Here is a 15,736-nt window from a genome sequence, read left to right as displayed (position 1 = left end):
CACATCATCGCGGCGATGGCGACGCAAGCGACCGGGTGTGCATTTGTTGTCGCCAAGGCGATGGCCGGCATGCGGATGCGCGGCGCCTTCGCGGGCGCCGCAACACGGTTGCGCACACGCCCTACGACTGCAATGCGCCATTGATCATCCACGGCACCCCGAAGCGGTCCGTGAGCATGCCGAAGCGCTTGGCCCAGAAGGTTTCCTGCATCGGCATCACCACGATTCCACCCTGCGACAGCTCGTCGAAAATGCGGTCCGCTTCGTTCGCCGTGTCCACGCTCAGCGCGATCGAACAGCCCTTCACGCCATCGTAGGGATGGTCCGGATGGTTGTCCGACGCCATCAGCACCTGGTCTCCGGCCTGGAGGCGCACGTGCATGATCTTGTCGCGCTGCGAGGCGGGCATGCCCTCGCAGCCGGGCGTGTCGCCGAACCGCTGCAGCAACGCCAACTCGCCACGCAGGCAACGCGCATAGAAGGTGAACGCCTCTTCGCAGTTGCCGTTGAAGATCAGGTAGGCATTGATCTGCATGGCCGCCCCCCTCACTGCCTCGCCAGCTGTTCGCGCAGGCGGGTTTCCTGCGCGACCAGTTCCGGCGTCAGCGCGTCACCGAAATCCTCGGCTTCGAACAAGGGGCGGATCTCGATGGTGGATTCGCCTTCATGGGGATTCGGACAACGCTTGACCCACTCGATCGCCTCTTCCATCGAACTCACCTGCCAGATCCAGAAGCCGGCCACCAGTTCCTTGGCTTCGCTGAACGGGCCGTCGACCACGGTGCGACGGGCGCCGGAAAAATCGACCCGCTTGCCGCGCGACGATGGGTGCAGGCCTTCACCGGCCAGCATCACGCCGGCCTTGACCAGCTCCTCGTTGAACCTGCCCATGTCGGACAGCAGCTTTTCGCTTGGCATGACGCCGGCTTCTGATTCCTTGGTGGCTTTGACGATGACCAGGACTCGCATGTTCTTCTCCTCATTCAGGGGGTGGAGAGCGCCGGACCATTGGGCCGCGCTGCCTGCGCTCTTGCAAGGTAGACGAGCGGAACCGCCGGGATTCGACATGCTGGGGAAAAAATTCCTAGGGGAAGGGTTGCGCGGCATGACGCGCGGGCCATGCCACACGGCTCGCACCGCTCGCATCGACCTGATTACTCCGGCCTTAACCCCCAATGGCCGTTCGACTAACGCGCGGGCCGCTAGTCTCCGGCATGTCCGTGATCATCCTGCTGACGCGGATCGAAGCGGGGCAACTCGCCATCGCAATCCAACAGGAGCAGCCGATGCCCACCCAATCGAACCAGACCCGCAACCACAGCGGAGGCCGCGGCTTCGCCGGCATGGATCAGGAACAGCAACGCAGGATCGCGCAGAAGGGAGGAGAAGCCGTAAGTCGCGACCGCCAGCACATGTCCGAAATCGGACGCAAGGGCGGCGAAGCCTCGGGCAATCGCCACGGAGGTACGCGCGAACGCCGGGGCGAAACCTGATCGCCGTCGGCTGAACAGCCGGTCACAACAAAGGCGCCTACGGGCGCCTTTGGACTACCTGGGATCCGGCAGCGTGCACACCGCGCCGGCCTGGTTCATGAGGGCTCTCATGCGTCCCAGGCGCGCCCCGCAGGGAGCACGCCTGGGCGCTGCCGGGCTTAGACGCGGCTGTCGCGACGCGGCGCGTTGCCGCGGCCGGTGCCGCGGGACTGCTTCGGTCCGGCATGGGCATGGCGCTGTGCCGGCTTGCCGTGCGGGCGATGGCCGCGCTGCGGACGCTGGCTGCCACTGCCGTGCTTGGGCAGCGGCGCGTTCATCTGGATCGGGCGGCTCGGAGCGAAGCCGTCCACCGTGACCAGTTCGATCGAGGCCTTGAGCATGTTCTGGACCTGGCGCAGCAGGCCGCCTTCTTCGGGCGCGACCAGCGACAGCGCTTCACCGCTGGCGCCGTTGCGACCGGTACGACCGATGCGGTGCACATAGTCCTCGGCCACCATCGGCAGGTCGTAGTTGATGACCAGCGGCAGGTTGGGGATGTCGAGGCCGCGCGCGGCGACATCGGTCGCCACCAGCACGCGGGCCTTGCCGGTCTTGAACTGGATCAGCGCCTTGGTGCGCTGCGCCTGGCTCTTGTTGCCGTGGATCGCGACGGTCTTCAGGCCGGCGGTTTCGAGCTGTTCGGCCAGGCGGTTGCAGCCATGTTTGGTCTTGCCGAAAACCAGCACCTGTTCGGTGTGGCGCGTAGCCAGGATCTGGGTCAGCAGGTCGCGCTTGCGCGAGGCATCGACCGGATGCGCACGATGGGTGATGGTTTCGGCGATGGTGTTCTGTGCCGCGATCTGGACCTGGCGCGGGTCGCGCATGAATTCCAGGGCCAGTGCCTTGATCTGCGCCTCGAACGTCGCCGAGAACAGCAGCGTCTGCCGATGCGGCGGCACCTTGCCCAGCACACGCTTGATCGCCGGCAGGAAGCCCATGTCGAGCATGCGGTCGGCTTCGTCCAGGACCAGCACTTCGACGTTGTCCAGGCGCGCGGTGCCGCGATCCAGGTGGTCGATCAGGCGGCCCGGGCAGGCCACGAGCACGTCGACGCCGCGGCGCAGGTTGTCGACCTGCGGCTGCATGCCGGCACCGCCGTAGATCGCGGTGATGTTCAGGCGCAGGTGCTTGGCGTAGCCGCGCAGGCTGTCGGTCACCTGCATCGCCAGCTCGCGGGTGGGCGTGAGGATCAGCGCGCGCGGCTTGCGCGGGCCGTTCGGCGGCGTGGTCTTGGACAGGCGGTTCAGCAGCGGCAGGCCGAACGCTGCGGTCTTGCCGGTACCGGTCTGGGCGCCGCCGAGCACGTCGTGGCCGGCGAGCGCGAGCGGAATGGCTTCGTACTGGATCGGGGTCGGCGTGGTGTAGTTGTTTTCCGACAGCGCGCGCAACAACGCGGGCGCAAGCCCGAGCGATTCAAAGGACATGTTTTAGCTCCGTAAGGAACGCAACCGGCTGGGCCGGTGGCGTACTCGAAGCTTTCCTTGAAACCGCGCTGCGAGTGTTCTGATTGAACGGCTCCGGAAGCTCCGGGCCGTGTCTGCGCGACGAAAGGCGTACGGGAATATGCCGCAATGGACCGGCGGAGCCGGAAGCGGCGGGCTTACCTAGGAAAACGGATCAGCCGTGCGCGAAACGGGGCGAACTCTACGCGAATACGGTTGTACAAGCCACCGCCCTGTTCGCTCAGGTTCAGGAAACGCGCGCTGTTCCGCACGCCACCTATTTCAGGGCCAGTTCCAGTCTTACGACCTCGTCTTTGGCCACCGGCGACAGATTGCCCGCGAGGAAGACCCGCGACGGATCGATCGCTCCGCCCGCCAGCAGCGCGTCCTGAACGGCGGTGGCGCGCGCCTGCGACAGCACTTTGCCAGCGGATGGGTCGGCCTTGAAGCGCGGGCGCAGTTGCCCTTCCAGCCATGCGACCTGGGCCTGTCGGCGCGAGGCCTTGCGCTCACGTCGGGTCATCTCCTTCGCGGGTGCGACGGTAGAAGCCGCGGGTTTTGCGGTCTCGTCGGCTTCGGCAAGCAGGGCCGGAGCGGCGACGTCCTCTGGAGCCGGCACTTCAGCAGGCGACCCGGGAGCCTCCGCCGCCAACGGTTCATCGGCGGCGGCGATGTCACTGCCCGCCGGCTTCTCCGCGGCCAAGGGTTCGTTGGAAGCAGGCGCATCGGCGGCCGCATTCGCGGTAGCCGTCGTGGGCTCAGCCACTGACGCTGTCGCATCATCGACTGTCGCATCGTCAACAGCCGCGGCAACCGGCCCGGCCGCTTCGGGTACCGCATCCGCCACCCCTTCCGTGGCATCGGGCAATTCGGGGCGATGCCCGAATTCCTGCCGGTACAGGTCCTTCAGCACATCGATCTTGTTCTCGTCGTCGAGGTCGGCGTAGGAGCCGCGTTTGCCCTCGCGCATCCGTGCGATCGCGGCCTGGAAGCGCTGGTCGTCCAGCGCAGCCACGTCGGCCTCCGGTACTTGACCGGCGGGAATGTCGATATTGAGGTCGGGCCGGTCCGACAGGCTCCTGGCGAGTTCCGGCAATGCGGAGCGGGCCTTGTCGGACAACTCCGCCGAGCCCGGCGGGAAGTCCACGTACTGTGCGTCTTCCGCCCCCTTGAACAGGGAACCGAGGAACTTGAAGGGCGCCGTGGCGACCTTGACGATGATGTTCTTGATGATCTGCCAGATGATCGGCCCGATCCGGAACTTCGGATCATCGAGACTTCCGGTCACCGGAAGCTTCAGGTCGATCACGCCGTTGCTGTCCTTGAGCAGCGACGTCGCCAGCCGGATCGGGAGGCTGACCTTGTGCTCGCTGTCGGTGCCCTGGCCCCACACGAGCTGGTCGATCACGACATGGTGGTCGGCGACCAGGCGGCGATGGTCGATCTTGTATTCGAGTTCGGTGGTCAGCTTGCCCCTGGCGATCGCGTAGCCCGCGTACTTGCCCGAGTACGGATTGAAGACCGGCAGCTCGATGTTGCGGAACGCCATGGCGACGTCGGTGCGCTCGTCATAAGCCAGCAGCACCGCGCGTCCCTTGATCGTGACCGGCGAATACCTGTTGATCACGTGACCGGAGAGATCAATGTCGCTGACCGTGTGCGGCTGCGTTGAAATCCTGCGGATGCTGCCGCGCAGCGCGTCGATGCGCGCATGGAAGTTGGGCAGGATCGAGTAGTCGGCGAAGCCCAGGACGCCCGCGTCGAATACCACCTCGCCGACCTTGAGCGGCGGCAGCTTCGACGCCGAGGCTGAGCTGGTGGCGGCGGGTTGGGTCACCGGCTCCGGCGTCGGCGCGGCGAGGGTCGAGGTGAGGTTGAGCTTGCCGTTGGGCGTGATCACCACCCGCGCGACCGGCTTCCGCAGCAGGATCCGCCGGACCTCGATCTTGTCGGGCGCGGCGGCGTAGGCGATCTCGTTGAGTTCGACGCGGTCCCACGACAGGAACTCGCGTCCGCTCGGCACCTCGACGAGGTCGAACCGATCGATGCTGGCATCGCCGTCGTAGCTGAGTTCCGGGCCCGGCGCCGGGCGCAGGCCCACCCTTCCCTTGGCGCTGACTTCGCCCGAGCGCAGCTTCAGGGTCGGGTATTTCGGCAGGTACGCGAATACGTCCTGCACTGGCAGCTTGGATATCTCCAGTTGCACGTCCGCCACGCGTGGATCCAGCGCGACGGTGCCGCTCAGCCGCAACGGCGCGCGGCCATTGACCGTTGCGGTCAGCGTGATCGGCACCGGCTTGGCGAAGTCGAGGCTGAAGTCGTCGACGGTCGCGGCCACCGGCTCCAGCGCGAACTGCGCGGCCGGCTGCACCGTGCGGTCTTCGAGCGCGACCTTGCCCCGTTCCAGCCCGATGCGGGCCACGCGCAGGGTCCATTCCGGCCCCGCGGCCGCCGGCTCCGCCTGCTGCGGCATGAACAGGCTGCGGATGTTGAGGTAGCCGTCAGGCTGCAGCCAGACCTGTGCCTGCAGGCCCTGCACGCGCAGCGCGCCGACCGTGATCTCGTGCCGTTGCAGGGACATGCGGGTGGCCTCGAGCGTCGCCTCCGGCACTTGGACCCAGTCCTCGCCGACACCGCGGGCGCGCAGGCGCAGCCCCTTCGAGGTGATCGTCGGTAATACGGCCTCGAGCTGCATGCCCCCCTTGCCCTTGACTGCAAAGGTGTAAGTGCCGGCCAGGTCGAAGCTGCCGCCGGTCAGGACCATCGGCAGCTCTTCGCTGAGGAATTCATGGACGGTGCCGGCCTTCAGGCCCTTGACCGCGAAACGCCCCTTCGACGCGAGCGGCGTCAGCCCCAGGTCGCCCTGCCAGGCCAGGCCCTCGCCGTCCTCGGTGCGCGTGTCGAGGTGTAGGTCGCCTCCTTCCTCGGTGGTCTGGAAATCGCGCAGGTGGAACGTGATCGGCGCCAGCGTCTTGGTCGGCTCCAGCTTCCGGCTGCGGTCGGCGAAGTCGACCTTGCCATTGCGTATGGAGAGGTCCTCGATCAGCACACTCGGGATCGGCTCGTTGGGATCGGATTCCGGCAGCAGGTCGGCCAGGTTCAACGAACCATCGGGGCGGATGATCGCGCGCGCATAGGGTTGGTCGAATGCAACCTCGCGCAGCTTGTGCATGCTGCTGAAGAACGACGACGCCTGGTAGTTGGCAAAGAGCCGCTTGAAACCGACCAGCGGGCGCCCTTTCTCCAGGATCGCGGCATCGCGAAGTTCGAGTTCGAATGTGAAGGGATTGAACCTGACTTCGCCGAGGCGCAGCTCCTGGTGCAGTTCCTCGCGCACGTACTTGTCGGCCTGCGAACGGATCAAGCGCGGCACGCCCCAGAACCCGAACGCGGCATACAGGCCGACCAGCAGCACCGCCAGCAGCGGCACGAGGATCACAGGCGCCAACAACGCCTTGCGCGCTGATGCCCAAGCGGACATGGGTCCTCCTGACGCCAGTTCCACGCAGCTTATCGCGGGAGGGCAGCGCTACCGTAACGCCCGCGTTAAGCGGAGCGCCGATCGATCGAGTGCGAGCGTGCTGGTGTGGCGTGGTTCGTGCAGGGAATCGAGTGCCACGCCGCACGGTCGATGGCCGGTTCCGCCACAACGGGCGCGATCACGCCTTGCGCAGGAAGCAGGTCTTCAGCACCAGGCCCTTGATCTTGTCCGAGTTGCCTTCGATGTGCTCGGCGTCGTCCTCGACCAGGCGGATGTTCTTGATCACTGTTCCCTGCTTCAGCGGAATGGACGAGCCTTTCACCTTCAGGTCCTTGATCACGACCACGGTGTCGCCATTGGCGAGCGGGTTGCCATTGCTGTCGCGCACTGCCACCCCGCCCTCCCCGGCGGCATCGGTCGCCATCGGCCACTCGAAGCCGCAGTCGGCGCAGACGAAGTTGCCGCCATCGACGTAGGTGTTTCCGAGGGTGCATTGCGGGCAGGCGGGAGAAGCGGGCATGGAATCTCGATCCGGACGTGCTGGTATGGCAAGCGGCTATTTTACGGCGCCGCGCCGCCGGACCGCTCAATCGTCCGGCGAGCCATACCGCAGCCAGCGCTCGGCTTCGCGGTGGTCGCTGAAGATGCGCACATTGATGCCCATGCCCTGCCCGAAGATTTCGGCGTATTCGATGGCAGGCAGGAACTCCGGCGTCGGCTCGATCACGGCGACGCGATCGAAGTTCCGAGCTTCCTCGTGGAACACCAGGGCCAGGTCCGCAAGCTCGGCCTGGCTCGCGGGGTGGCCCTTCTTGCGGTCGGTCACCAGCATTTTGCGCAGGCCCCGCGCCTTGGCTTCCGCGACGATTTCCCGCCAGTAGGCGATGCGAACCGCCTGGGCGTCGACATCACCGCTGACCTGGACCTGCAGGTGGTCACCGTGCTCGACGAGGTGCAGGGCATAGTGACGGCGTTCTTCAAGCATGGCGGCATGCTCCCGCTTCGCGGCATGCCCCGCCAGTGCCGGCGCATGACCGCAGCCTGTCCACGAAGCCGCGGTCGATCATCTCTCCAGCGCCCGTCGAATCCACGCAACATTGTTCGTCTACACAGTGAGCACCCGGTCTTGACCCGCGCCTGACCCCGGGCGTGCTACTGCATCCATCGCCACCCCAAGGAGGACCGATCATGGCCAGACCACGACGCATCACCCCGTTCCTATGGTTCGACACCCGCGCCGAGGAAGCGGCGAACTACTACGCCTCGATCTTCGACGGCTCCAGCGTCGGCACGATTGCCCGCTACGACAAGGCCGCCGCGCAGGCATCGGGAATGCCGGAAGGCACGGCGATGACCGTGGCATTCGAACTGGACGGCAGCCCGTTCGTCGCGTTGAACGGGGGCCCGCATTTCAAGTTCACCGAAGCGGTGTCATTCGTCGTCAACTGCGAATCGCAGGCCGAGGTCGACCACTACTGGAACCACCTCACGGCCGGCGGCGATCCCGCGGCGCAGCAGTGCGGCTGGCTGAAGGACAAGTTCGGGCTGTCGTGGCAGGTTGTTCCCACCGAGCTGCCGCAGCTGATCCAGCATCCCCGGGCCATGCAGGCCATGTTGCAGATGAAGAAGATCGACGTGGACGCCCTGCGCAGGGCGGCGGCGGCCTAGGCGCGAGCGCGCCGTAGAATGGAGGTCGCTTCCACCCGGGACCTCCATGTCCGCAGCAGGCACGTCCATAGAAGGCACCACCGTCGATGTCCTCATCATCGGTGGCGGTGCCGCCGGCCTGATGTGCGCCATCAGCGCGGGGCAGCTCGGCAAGCGGGTACTCGTGATCGAGCACGCGAACCGCGTCGGCAAGAAGATCCTCATGTCGGGTGGCGGGCGCTGCAACTTCACCAACACCGGTGCTTCCCCCGCGAATTACCTGTCCGCGAACCCGCACTTCTGCAAATCCGCCCTCGCCCGCTACACGCCGGCGCACTTCATCGAACTGGTGGAGCGCCATCGCATCGCCTACCACGAGAAGGAGCTGGGCCAGCTCTTCTGCGACGAGTCGTCCAAGCTGATCGTGAAGATGCTGCTGGACGAATGCGCGGCCGTGGGCGCGCGCGTCGAGACTTCGTGCAGCATCGAACGCGTGGTGCATGGCGACAGCGGGCACTTCCATCTGTACACCTCGCGCGGCGTATTCACCGCCCCCGCCCTGGTGGTCGCCAGCGGCGGCCTGTCCATCCCGAGCATGGGCGCCAGCGGATTCGGCTATGACCTGGCGCGCCAGTTCGGCCACCACGTGTTGCCCATGCGCGCGGGCCTGGTGCCGCTGACGCTGAGCGGCAAGCACCAGGAACGCCTGCAGGACCTCAGCGGCGTCGCTTTCCCGGTGGAAGCGCACTGCAACCGCAAGGCCTTCCACAACTACCTGCTCATCACCCACCGCGGCATCAGTGGTCCGGCAATCCTGCAGATTTCATCGTTCTGGCAACCCGGCGACGACCTGCGCCTGGACCTCCTGCCGGGCCTGGACGCGCTGGAGACGCTGCAACGCCTGCGCCATGAGCGCCCCGCTGCCGAACTCAAGACTGTCCTCGGCGACCTGCTGCCCAAGCGTTTCGCGCAGCGGTTGTGCGAGCACTGGCTGCCCAACCGGCCAATGAAACAATTCAACGAGCCGCAACTGCGCGAAGCCGCCGCGTTGCTCGCATCCTTCCCGCTGGTCGCCAGCGGCACCGAAGGCTATCGCACGGCGGAAGTGACCCTCGGCGGCGTCGACACCGACGGCGTGTCCTCGTCCACGATGATGTCGAAGCAGGTGCCTGGCCTGTATTTCATCGGTGAGGTGGTCGACGTGACCGGCTGGCTGGGTGGCTACAACTTCCAGTGGGCATGGGCGTCCGGGCACGCGGCGGGAGTGGCGGCCTGAGCCCTTGGGCTGGCCGAAGATTCGACTGGCCTCGGCTTCACCGACCGCTGGCCGTCGCCTTCTGGAATTTCAACGTTTCAGTAAGCCGGTCACCACAACAGCCAACACGATGGCTCCTGCGTATATCAAATAACTGACGCGGCCTTGGATAATTCCCAACGCAAGCGAAGCAACGAATGCGAGCGCAGCGACAACTAAGAAGAATTTGGCCATCTCTTTCAACTTCCTGGTGCCGACTGATCGTTTCAGCCGGGCTCAGCAAGCCACATCGGATCATGGCTCGTCCATAGGAAAAGTCTGAAAATTCGGCGCAACTTAAGTTGCGCCATCACGAACACGACATCGTGATGTCGACAAGAAGATTGCCGAGCGCCTGGAGTGAACAGCTGGAGCAGGCGGAGAGCAGCCCGCAGCCTCAGCGCTTTTCCGCCACCGCGCGACGCAGGTTGGTGCGTGCCTGCGCATCGAGGCGCTCGTGGAACCAGTCGCTGAGGAAGATGCGCGGTTTCGCCAGCAGCGCCTTGAGGAAGCGGCGCCGGTTGAGCTTGAACAGCCATGCCGGCACCTGGCCGCGATATTCCGTGGCGATGCTGCGGTCGTAGGCGGCGAACGCGGCCTCGTCGGCCGCGAGGATGGCCATGTCGCAATCGAGGAACAGCGCCGCGTCGCGATCGACATCCTCCGGAGCGAGGGCTCCATGGCGCGCGGTGAGATTGATCAACTCGGCCACGCGTGCGGCATCGATGCCTTGACCGGGCAGCCAGCGCGCGATGTGTTCGCTGGCCAGAACGGCCGAACGTGCCTCGTTGTCCTTGCGTCCGGCTTCGTAGATGGCGTCGTGATACAGCACCGCCAGGCGGACTTCCGCGGGCTGGTTCCAGCCGGGTCCGTTGGCGACGTCGTCGTAATGGCGCAGCACGTGCTCGACATGCGTGAAGTTGTGGTACGCACGCGGCGGCGTGGCATAGGCGGCCTGCAACGCCGCCAGTTGTTCGTCGGGAATCAGTATGTCCTGCATTACGTCCTGCATTACGTCCTGCATTGCCACGGCTTCGTCGGGTCGATGCCGTCAGGATAGTGGAGGTCAGTGGCCGGGGCGCTGGTAGGTGCCGATCAGTTCGGCCTGCCCCACCACATGGCCTTCCATCGCCTTGAGCAGTTGCGCCTTGTCCGGCTGGTGCAGGTCGGGCAGCTCGACGTCGAGGGCATACAGCTTGTGGAAGTAGCGATGCCGGCCCTTGGGCGGGCAAGGCCCGCCATAGCCGGTGCGATCCCAGTCGTTGCGGCCTTCGCGTGTTCCCGCCGGCAGTTGTCCGGATTTCAGGCCTTCCGGCAGTCCCTGCGATGCGAACGGCAGGTTGTAGAGCACCCAATGCACCCAGGTGCGTTGCGGTGCAGCCGGATCGGGTGCGTCGGGGTCATCCACGATCAACGCGAGGCTGCGGGTACCCACGGGCACGTCCGCCCACTGCAGCGCCGGCGAGATGTCCCCGCCGTCGCAGGTATGGCGCGTGGGCATGGCGGCATTGTCGGCAAAGCCGGGTGAGGCCAGTTTCATCGACATGGCGGTCGTCCTCGTTTCGCTGCAGGCCGAAGTCGCGGCGACCAGGGCCAGGGCTATGCCGAGCAAACAGCGGGAGGTTCTGGCTGCAAAGGCGCTTGTTGCGGGCCGGGATCGCATACCGGCGGATTCTAGGCCGGCCGGTCGAAAGGGCGCGCGAAGCCGGGAATTCGTGAAAAATCCGCCCAGCGCGGTTCCTCCGTATCATGGCGCATGACCGAATTCACCGATTTGCCGCTCAATCCCGCCCTGTTCCAGGGCCTGGACGCCCTCGGCCACGTGCAGATGACCCCGATCCAGGCGCAGAGCCTGCCGGCCCTGATCGAGGGCCGCGACCTGATCGCACAGGCTCCGACGGGCAGCGGCAAGACCGCCGCCTTCGGGCTGGCGTTGCTGCATCACCTCGAACCAGCCCAGATCCGTGTGCAGGCGCTGGTGCTGTGCCCCACGCGCGAACTCGCCGACCAGGTCAGCAAGCACATCCGCAAGCTGGCCACGGGCATCCCCAACGTCAAGCTGTCCACGCTGACCGGCGGCCTCGCACTGGCGCCGCAGCTGGCGTCACTCGCCCAGCACGAACCGCACATCGTCGTCGGCACGCCCGGCCGCGTGCAGGAACTGCTGCGCAAGCGCGCGCTCGACCTGCGCGGCGTACGCATGCTGGTACTGGATGAAGCCGACCGCATGCTCGACATGGGCTTCGAGGAGCCCATCCGCGAGATCGTCGGCAAGACGCCGGGCAACCGGCAGACGTTGCTGTTCTCGGCGACGTATCCGGAATCGATCCGCGCCATCGCCGGCAACGTCATGCGCGATCCGCTGGAAGTCACGGTCGAAGGCGCGCAGCAGCAGGCGACGATCGACCAGCGCTTCTTCGATGTCGACCCGGCGCAGAAGCCCGCGGCGCTCGCCGGCCTGCTGATGGAATACAACCCGGAATCGACCGTGGTGTTCTGCAACATGCGCAAGGACACGGAGGAAGTCGTTTCATCCCTCGCCCACCTGGGCTACACCGCGCTGGCGTTGCACGGCGACATGGAACAGCGCGACCGCGACGAAGTGCTGGTCCGCTTCGCCAACCGCAGCTGCAACGTGCTGGTGGCGAGCGACGTCGCCGCGCGCGGGCTCGACATCCACGATCTCGGCGCGGTCATCAACTACGACGTACCCAACGATGCCGACACCTATGTCCACCGCATCGGCCGCACCGGCCGCGCGGGACGCAGCGGTGTCGCGCTGACCCTGTGCACGCCACGCGAACTGCCGCGCTCCACGGCGCTGGCGCAGCAGCTGGGCGTGACGATCCGCTGGGAGCGCCCCACGCTCGCCGCACTGCGTCCCCGTTCCGCGCCCCCCGCCGCGACCGTCACTTTGTGCATCGACGCGGGCCGCACCGACAAGCTGCGACCGGGCGACATCGTCGGCGCCATCACCGGTGACGCTGGCCTGCCGGTCGAGGCCATCGGCAAGATCGACGTCTTCGCCACGCGCAGCTATGTCGCGATCCAGCGCAACCAGGCCGACAAAGCGCTGACGCGGCTGCAGGCCGGCAAGATCAAGGGCCGCAAGTTCCGCGTGCGCAGGATCTAGTTCGCAGCAAGAGCCTCGCGCACGTTCGCGAATACGCGGGCGAGGTCGCGACGCGCCGTTGGCGACAGCGCCATCGCGTCATCCGCGGCAGCTGGCGGCGCAGTGCCGGCAGTCCACGCAAGCGCGACGCGGTTGCTCTGCCGCGGCTCCTCGATCACCAGCACGTTCCCGGGACCGAAGGCGCGTTGTAGCCTGTCGACGTGCATCGCCGGATCCTCGCAGTAGAGATTGATGGCCATGGCGCCACCCTCGACGAGTGACGCGCGGCAGTGGTCGTAGAACGCCTGCGTGGAAAGCGCGCCGGGGATACCGGTTTCGTCGTAGCCATCCACCAGCAGCAGGTCATAGCCGGCTTGGCGTCCGGCCAGGAAATGCGCACCGTCGTCGAGCACCACGCGAAAGCGCGCATCGTCGTCTGGCACATGGAAGCGCCGGCGCAGCGCCAGCACATGCGGATTGTTCTCGACGACTTCGATGCGGGCGTCGTGCAGGTGCCGGTAACAGTACTTGGCCTGCGATCCGCCCCCCAGCCCCACCATGCCGATGCTGCGCGGCCTGGGCACCAGGACGAGGGCGCCGAGCATGGTGCGGGTGTAGTCGATCATCAGGCGGTCGGGGTCACGCGTGACCATCTGGCTTTGCGACACCCCCTGCGCGAACTGCAACTCGATGGTGTCGCCGCGACGACGGATGGACGGCTTGCGCAGATGCGGAGGCACGTCCACGCGCGACGCGCCGAACAATGCCGCCAACCACGCGCGCCAGCCTGTCTGCGTCGATGCCATCGGTGGAGGTCAGCGGATCAGATCAGCGGAGCTGGCTGTCCTTGCTGCCACGACGGTTGTAGCCGCTGAAACCGGCCTGTTCCTGGTCGTGCGCTTCCTGGCAGTCCACGCACAGGCGCACGCCGGGAACAGCCTTGCGGCGTGCTTCGGGAATCTCCACGTCGCACTCCTCGCAGCGCATCAGCCCGGGGCCTTGCGGCAGCTGGCTGCGGACACGTTGGATCGCGTCCTTGATGGTGGCATCGATCTGGTCCTGCACCGCGCCATCGCCTGCCCAGCCAGTCGCCATGGAAGTTCTCCCGAAATCACCGGATTCGTGGCAAGGATAGCGGGTCGGGCTGAATCGTCGCGAACATCGCGTCCTAGTGGCCGCCTGCACCGTACCAGCGCAGCACGTTGGCGGGCAGCCACGGCTCCAGCGCGATATCGAATGCGGTGTAGGCATCCAATACGTCCCGTGCGACCTGTTGTGCCAGGGCAGGGCCCGCGCGAAGGTCCAGTTCATCCACGCCCAGCAGCGCCTCGGACCACGAGTACAGCAGCTCGCAGCGCCTCTCCAACTCGCGCCGCAGCCAGCCACGCGCCGGCGCATGCACGCCGTAACCCTGCGCTGCGATGCGCTGCACTGCCGTCCCGAGATGGGCGCCCGCTCCCCGATACCACTCGCCGTGGCCACCTGCGTCGCGCGTGACCGTCAAAGGAACCGGCGCATTGAACTCCGCCAGCTCGTGCTTCAACGCCAGTTCGAGCGCACGTGCATCGCGCACCCTGTCGGTTTCGACCAGCGCCATGCGGTCAGGGTCGAAGAACTCGAACCAGCGCCGGTGCAGCGATTGCAGGCGTTGCAATGGATCGCGCGAAAAGCCGAGCTTCAGCAGGTCCTCGTACGCACAGGGGAACACGTACAGGAAGCAGCGGCCCCGGCTGAGGGTGCCCAGGGAAGCGGGATCACGAGGGTCTATGGGCATCGCCGGAGCCTAATCGAGGCGCCAGCGGCTGGTTGACCCGGTCATAACATCCGCGGCGATACCTTCCCCCCGCCGGAGAAAACGCGACGGACCGAGGACCGAAGCAGTGGTTTCCGGCACGGAAGGCCCAGCCAGCGAGACCAAACCTCTCGTTCGCCGCTGGGCCTTCTTGTTTCCGACGATCCCACCATGCGCCGTTACACTGGCGCCATCCAGCCACGTGGAGTCCAGAATGCCGGCCGCCCTGCACGTCCAATCCGGCGCGCTGGTCGTCCATCGCCTGCTGGATGTCGCCAACGAAATCGACCTGGCGCGCGCCGAGGCGTTGTGGCTGTCGCATGAAGGGCGCGAAAGCCGACGCACGCGCCTGGCCACCGCCGAGCCGGATGAGCTCACCTTCGGCGTTCCGCCGGCACTGCTGGCAATGCCGCCCGTGGATATCGAGCTGGCGGGCGTACCCACGCGGGCGGAGGTAACGGCGCGGGTCTATGACTTCGGCGCGATCGTCATCGCCCTGCGGATACCGGTGGAGGGACTCGCCTGGGAAGCGTTCAGCCACCAGCTCAACGCGCTCGATCGCACCGCCGCCGCCGACACATCGATCTGGCGCGACGCACTGCGCAGCGTGTTGGATGTCATCGGCCCGGCGCTGCATCGCCCGGCAACGCAGCACCTGGAAGAGGACTACCTGTTCGCCATCGTCCATGCCTTCGCGCAGCCGATGACCGGAACGCAGGTCCGCGAACAGGCGAACCTCGCCACCCTGTTGTCGGGTGAAACACGGCCACTGTCCGCACAGGAAGCCGCGGCAATCAACGAGCAGGCGTATTCCTACTTCGAGGATGACCTGGTCGTCCTCACCTGGGACCGCGCCTTCCTCTACGAACCCAGCCGGGGCTCGGATGTCGTCGACATCATCGAGGTGGCCAATGCCCAGCTGCTGGAGATGCGCTACTACGACGAACTGCTCGATGACGAGCTGGCCACCATGTACGGACTGGTCGGGAGCGCGCGCGGCGGATTGTCGCTGCTCGCCTCGCGCCGTGCCGCCCGGCTGGCCCGGAAGTTGTATGGACTGGTGGCGGAAGTCACCGAGCTCACCGAGCGGGTCGAGAACTCGCTGCAGGTCACCGAGGACGTCTACCTGGCCCGCATCTATGGCGCGGCACTGGAGCTGTTCCGCGTGCCGCGCCTGAGCGCTGCCGTCGATCGCAAGCTGGAGATCATCCGCGGCACCTACACGGCGCTCTACGATGAAGCCTCCAGCCGCCGCGCCGAACTGCTGGAACTGGCCATCGTGCTGCTGATCGTGTTCGAGATCGTGCTTGCCCTCGCCCGCCCCTGAGCGAAAACGACCGCCGGCTGCCGCCAAGAAAGCCCTGCCCGCCGAGCCGCCCGTGAACACTGTTCACGCCGCGCCAGGACTACACTCTCTCCAGGCCATCTTTGCTGCC

At 66.3% G+C, this 15,736-nt stretch carries 17 protein-coding genes; 5 read left to right on the top strand and 12 right to left on the bottom strand.

Features of this window, described 5'->3' with window-relative positions:
• Positions 1-121 precede the first annotated feature (121 nt).
• Both ACXJJ9_RS04575 and ACXJJ9_RS04570 read right to left on the bottom strand, forming a co-directional pair.
• Positions 122-535: a VOC family protein gene (locus ACXJJ9_RS04575; RefSeq protein WP_457096019.1), complete on the bottom strand. Its 414-nt coding sequence runs from the start codon at positions 533-535 to the stop codon at positions 122-124.
• Positions 536-546: 11 nt separating this feature from the next.
• Positions 547-969 (bottom strand): YciI family protein, encoded by a 423-nt coding sequence (locus ACXJJ9_RS04570; RefSeq protein ID WP_457096018.1) that lies wholly within the window; start codon positions 967-969, stop codon positions 547-549.
• Between the two features lie 317 nt (positions 970-1,286).
• Here ACXJJ9_RS04570 and ACXJJ9_RS04565 point away from each other — a divergent pair, with 317 nt between their 5' ends.
• Positions 1,287-1,493, top strand: a complete 207-nt coding sequence (locus ACXJJ9_RS04565) for a KGG domain-containing protein (protein ID WP_457096161.1) — start codon at positions 1,287-1,289, stop codon at positions 1,491-1,493.
• Between the two features lie 158 nt (positions 1,494-1,651).
• Here ACXJJ9_RS04565 and ACXJJ9_RS04560 read toward each other — a convergent pair whose 3' ends face one another.
• From ACXJJ9_RS04560 to ACXJJ9_RS04545, 4 genes are all read right to left on the bottom strand, one after another.
• Positions 1,652-2,956: a DEAD/DEAH box helicase gene (locus ACXJJ9_RS04560; RefSeq protein WP_457096017.1), complete on the bottom strand. Its 1,305-nt coding sequence runs from the start codon at positions 2,954-2,956 to the stop codon at positions 1,652-1,654.
• Between the two features lie 295 nt (positions 2,957-3,251).
• Complete coding sequence (locus ACXJJ9_RS04555) at positions 3,252-6,455, bottom strand: DUF748 domain-containing protein (protein WP_457096016.1); 3,204 nt, start codon at positions 6,453-6,455, stop codon at positions 3,252-3,254.
• A 178-nt stretch (positions 6,456-6,633) separates the two neighbouring features.
• Entirely contained in the window at positions 6,634-6,975 is a 342-nt protein-coding gene (locus ACXJJ9_RS04550) for a zinc ribbon domain-containing protein YjdM (RefSeq protein WP_457096015.1), read from the bottom strand.
• Positions 6,976-7,041: 66 nt separating this feature from the next.
• The gene (locus ACXJJ9_RS04545; protein WP_457096014.1) at positions 7,042-7,440 is read right to left on the bottom strand and encodes a hypothetical protein; all 399 of its coding nucleotides are present in this window, start codon (positions 7,438-7,440) and stop codon (positions 7,042-7,044) included.
• Between the two features lie 203 nt (positions 7,441-7,643).
• On the opposite strand from ACXJJ9_RS04545, the gene ACXJJ9_RS04540 reads away from it, so the two are divergent.
• Together ACXJJ9_RS04540 and ACXJJ9_RS04535 are read left to right on the top strand one after the other, a co-directional pair.
• Positions 7,644-8,123, top strand: coding sequence for a VOC family protein (locus ACXJJ9_RS04540; RefSeq protein WP_457096013.1), 480 nt, complete (start codon positions 7,644-7,646; stop codon positions 8,121-8,123).
• Between the two features lie 46 nt (positions 8,124-8,169).
• Positions 8,170-9,378: an NAD(P)/FAD-dependent oxidoreductase gene (locus ACXJJ9_RS04535; RefSeq protein ID WP_457096012.1), complete on the top strand. Its 1,209-nt coding sequence runs from the start codon at positions 8,170-8,172 to the stop codon at positions 9,376-9,378.
• Positions 9,379-9,447: 69 nt separating this feature from the next.
• Here ACXJJ9_RS04535 and ACXJJ9_RS04530 read toward each other — a convergent pair whose 3' ends face one another.
• The 3 genes from ACXJJ9_RS04530 to ACXJJ9_RS04520 all read right to left on the bottom strand — a co-directional run bounded on the left by ACXJJ9_RS04530 (position 9,448) and on the right by ACXJJ9_RS04520 (position 10,942).
• Positions 9,448-9,591: a hypothetical protein gene (locus tag ACXJJ9_RS04530; protein ID WP_457096011.1), complete on the bottom strand. Its 144-nt coding sequence runs from the start codon at positions 9,589-9,591 to the stop codon at positions 9,448-9,450.
• 202 nt (positions 9,592-9,793) lie between these two features.
• A complete protein-coding gene (locus ACXJJ9_RS04525) occupies positions 9,794-10,408 on the bottom strand; it encodes an HD domain-containing protein (protein ID WP_457096160.1) in 615 nt (204 codons plus the stop codon).
• A 54-nt stretch (positions 10,409-10,462) separates the two neighbouring features.
• A complete protein-coding gene (locus ACXJJ9_RS04520; protein ID WP_457096010.1) occupies positions 10,463-10,942 on the bottom strand; it encodes a YbhB/YbcL family Raf kinase inhibitor-like protein in 480 nt (159 codons plus the stop codon).
• A 210-nt stretch (positions 10,943-11,152) separates the two neighbouring features.
• Between ACXJJ9_RS04520 and dbpA the strand changes: the two genes are divergently transcribed.
• On the top strand, positions 11,153-12,529 hold the full coding sequence (dbpA, locus tag ACXJJ9_RS04515) for an ATP-dependent RNA helicase DbpA (protein WP_457096009.1): 1,377 nt from the start codon (positions 11,153-11,155) through the stop codon (positions 12,527-12,529).
• Here dbpA and ACXJJ9_RS04510 read toward each other — a convergent pair.
• The 3 genes from ACXJJ9_RS04510 to ACXJJ9_RS04500 form a co-directional block, all read right to left on the bottom strand.
• Positions 12,526-13,314: a spermine/spermidine synthase domain-containing protein gene (locus tag ACXJJ9_RS04510; protein WP_457096008.1), complete on the bottom strand. Its 789-nt coding sequence runs from the start codon at positions 13,312-13,314 to the stop codon at positions 12,526-12,528. The two genes, dbpA and ACXJJ9_RS04510, sit on opposite strands and share 4 nt — an antisense overlap.
• A gap of 22 nt (positions 13,315-13,336) precedes the next feature.
• Positions 13,337-13,603 (bottom strand): DksA/TraR family C4-type zinc finger protein, encoded by a 267-nt coding sequence (locus ACXJJ9_RS04505; RefSeq protein ID WP_457096007.1) that lies wholly within the window; start codon positions 13,601-13,603, stop codon positions 13,337-13,339.
• Positions 13,604-13,676: 73 nt separating this feature from the next.
• Positions 13,677-14,282 (bottom strand): GIY-YIG nuclease family protein, encoded by a 606-nt coding sequence (locus ACXJJ9_RS04500; protein ID WP_457096006.1) that lies wholly within the window; start codon positions 14,280-14,282, stop codon positions 13,677-13,679.
• A 232-nt stretch (positions 14,283-14,514) separates the two neighbouring features.
• On the opposite strand from ACXJJ9_RS04500, the gene ACXJJ9_RS04495 reads away from it, so the two are divergent.
• Entirely contained in the window at positions 14,515-15,627 is a 1,113-nt protein-coding gene (locus tag ACXJJ9_RS04495) for a hypothetical protein (protein ID WP_457096005.1), read from the top strand.
• Positions 15,628-15,736 lie beyond the last annotated feature (109 nt).

The sequence above is a fragment of the Lysobacter sp. P5_B9 genome (assembly GCF_054049835.1).
Note: the sequence above shows the minus strand (reverse complement) of the source record. Positions and strands in the feature narration are given on the sequence as shown.

Excerpts from the sequence above, each read along its gene's own strand:
- ACXJJ9_RS04575 (WP_457096019.1), bottom strand. The coding sequence starts at position 535 with ATGCAGATCAATGCCTACCTGATCTTCAACGGCAACTGCGAAGAGGCG.
- ACXJJ9_RS04570 (WP_457096018.1), bottom strand. The coding sequence starts at position 969 with ATGCGAGTCCTGGTCATCGTCAAAGCCACCAAGGAATCAGAAGCCGGC.
- ACXJJ9_RS04565 (WP_457096161.1), top strand. The coding sequence starts at position 1,287 with ATGCCCACCCAATCGAACCAGACCCGCAACCACAGCGGAGGCCGCGGC.
- ACXJJ9_RS04560 (WP_457096017.1), bottom strand. The coding sequence starts at position 2,956 with ATGTCCTTTGAATCGCTCGGGCTTGCGCCCGCGTTGTTGCGCGCGCTG.
- ACXJJ9_RS04555 (WP_457096016.1), bottom strand. The coding sequence starts at position 6,455 with ATGTCCGCTTGGGCATCAGCGCGCAAGGCGTTGTTGGCGCCTGTGATC.
- ACXJJ9_RS04550 (WP_457096015.1), bottom strand. The coding sequence starts at position 6,975 with ATGCCCGCTTCTCCCGCCTGCCCGCAATGCACCCTCGGAAACACCTAC.
- ACXJJ9_RS04545 (WP_457096014.1), bottom strand. The coding sequence starts at position 7,440 with ATGCTTGAAGAACGCCGTCACTATGCCCTGCACCTCGTCGAGCACGGT.
- ACXJJ9_RS04540 (WP_457096013.1), top strand. The coding sequence starts at position 7,644 with ATGGCCAGACCACGACGCATCACCCCGTTCCTATGGTTCGACACCCGC.
- ACXJJ9_RS04535 (WP_457096012.1), top strand. The coding sequence starts at position 8,170 with ATGTCCGCAGCAGGCACGTCCATAGAAGGCACCACCGTCGATGTCCTC.
- ACXJJ9_RS04530 (WP_457096011.1), bottom strand. The coding sequence starts at position 9,591 with ATGGCCAAATTCTTCTTAGTTGTCGCTGCGCTCGCATTCGTTGCTTCG.
- ACXJJ9_RS04525 (WP_457096160.1), bottom strand. The coding sequence starts at position 10,408 with ATGCAGGACGTAATGCAGGACATACTGATTCCCGACGAACAACTGGCG.
- ACXJJ9_RS04520 (WP_457096010.1), bottom strand. The coding sequence starts at position 10,942 with ATGTCGATGAAACTGGCCTCACCCGGCTTTGCCGACAATGCCGCCATG.
- dbpA (WP_457096009.1), top strand. The coding sequence starts at position 11,153 with ATGACCGAATTCACCGATTTGCCGCTCAATCCCGCCCTGTTCCAGGGC.
- ACXJJ9_RS04510 (WP_457096008.1), bottom strand. The coding sequence starts at position 13,314 with ATGGCATCGACGCAGACAGGCTGGCGCGCGTGGTTGGCGGCATTGTTC.
- ACXJJ9_RS04505 (WP_457096007.1), bottom strand. The coding sequence starts at position 13,603 with ATGGCGACTGGCTGGGCAGGCGATGGCGCGGTGCAGGACCAGATCGAT.
- ACXJJ9_RS04500 (WP_457096006.1), bottom strand. The coding sequence starts at position 14,282 with ATGCCCATAGACCCTCGTGATCCCGCTTCCCTGGGCACCCTCAGCCGG.
- ACXJJ9_RS04495 (WP_457096005.1), top strand. The coding sequence starts at position 14,515 with ATGCCGGCCGCCCTGCACGTCCAATCCGGCGCGCTGGTCGTCCATCGC.